Annotated in this window: 1 protein-coding gene; it reads left to right on the forward strand. The window is 52.8% G+C overall.

Features of this window, described 5'->3' with window-relative positions:
• The first annotated feature begins 22 nt into the window (after positions 1-22).
• Positions 23-1,426, forward strand: coding sequence for a serine hydrolase (locus E1297_RS01945; protein WP_155133214.1), 1,404 nt, complete (start codon positions 23-25; stop codon positions 1,424-1,426).
• The last annotated feature ends 121 nt before the right edge of the window (positions 1,427-1,547 follow it).

Raw genomic sequence — 1,547 nt, forward strand, 5'->3', positions numbered from 1 at the left:
AAATTACAAGGAGTAAAAGGCAATGAAACTACGTAATGAGGCAGGCAGTATGCCCCAATACTATGATTATAATTCCCGAAATTCACAACAAAAAACCAAATGCAGCCTCGTTACCGCAATTCTTCTGGCCAGCTCCGTGGTGATCCCCTCAAATGTGGTAGCAGCAGAAACGGCTGAGCCCTGTCCGATCGAAATCGCACCAGTGAAATCGAGCGAAATCAACATTGAAGCCTTTAAAAACATCACCAACCGGATGGAGAAAGGCATCGAGGACGACCTGAGCGTCGGCTCGAGCACTATTTTAGTCAAGGACGGCAAGCCGATTTACTGCGCTTCACGCGGCTTTGCAGACAGGGAAAGCGGCCTCCCCATGGCAGCTGATACTATTGTCAAGGTGCACTCCATGACAAAGCCGGTGGTTGGCATTGCCGCATTGCAGCTATTCGAGAAGGGGGCCTTTCGCTGGCGCGATCCCGTTTCCAAATACATCCCGGAATTCAAGGACGTAAAAATCGCTATCCCCAAAGGCGGTGTGAACGGTCCGGGGGAAGACGCCTATGAACTGCAGGCCCCCGAACGCGAAATCGAGATCATCGACCTTGCCCGCCACACTACCGGCTGGAGCGGCGCCTGGCCAATGAATGAGAGCGGAAAACCGCTCGTCAAAAATGTTGATGTCTGGACGGCGCATGGGATTTTCGACCAGACACTGGAGGAGTGGATTCCTGACCTCGTCAAAACGCCCCTGCGCAATCAACCTGGTACCTCCTTCGACTATCAGGACATCAACGTCGATACACTGGGCCGTTTGGTCGAAATCTGGTCTGGAAAATCCTTGAGCGATTACCTCGAAGAGGAAATCTTCAACCCACTGAAGATGAACGATACGGCTTTTTATGTTCCAGAGGAAAAACTGGACCGGCTTGCCGTTTCCTATACACGCCCGGACAAAGATTCAAAACTGCTGCCCGCAACGGCGGAAACGCCCGGCGGTGAGCCGGTTGCAACCCAGCAGCCCGCATTCCTTTTCTCCGGCGGAGGTCTGTACTCCACTGCCACTGACTATGCACGCCTGGTTCAGATGCTGACGAATGGCGGCGAACTGGATGGATCGCGCATTCTCAGCCCCAAAGCGATCGCCTTGATGGGATCGGATACGATTGAACCCGGAACAGCCATGCCTGACGACCTTGTTCAATCGGGTACAGGGATCGGTATTACCGTTTCAATAGACGGAGACCCCGGGCAATCCCTAAACCTCGACACGGAAGGTAGTTTTGGTTTAGGTGGTTATGCTGGCAGCCTTTTCTGGGTGGATCCAAAGAATCATTTCGGTGGCGTCTATATGGAGCAAGTGCTCCCACCCGCAGATCGGAAGACTAATCGCTATACCATCAGGTCGATGAGCTTTGAAGCTCTCGAATAAGTAAAAATCAACATTCAATACCGCAGGGCCGCGCGGAGCGCGCGCCACGGTGGCTTCAGCCAAGAAGTGCAACGTTTGGATTGAAGCGTATTGGCGCAACTTTGAATGGGGTTGCAAAGGA

Source organism: Roseibium sp. RKSG952 (genome assembly GCF_009711355.1).

Coding starts and splice junctions, on each gene's coding strand:
- E1297_RS01945 (WP_155133214.1), top strand. CDS start 23: ATGAAACTACGTAATGAGGCAGGCAGTATGCCCCAATACTATGATTAT.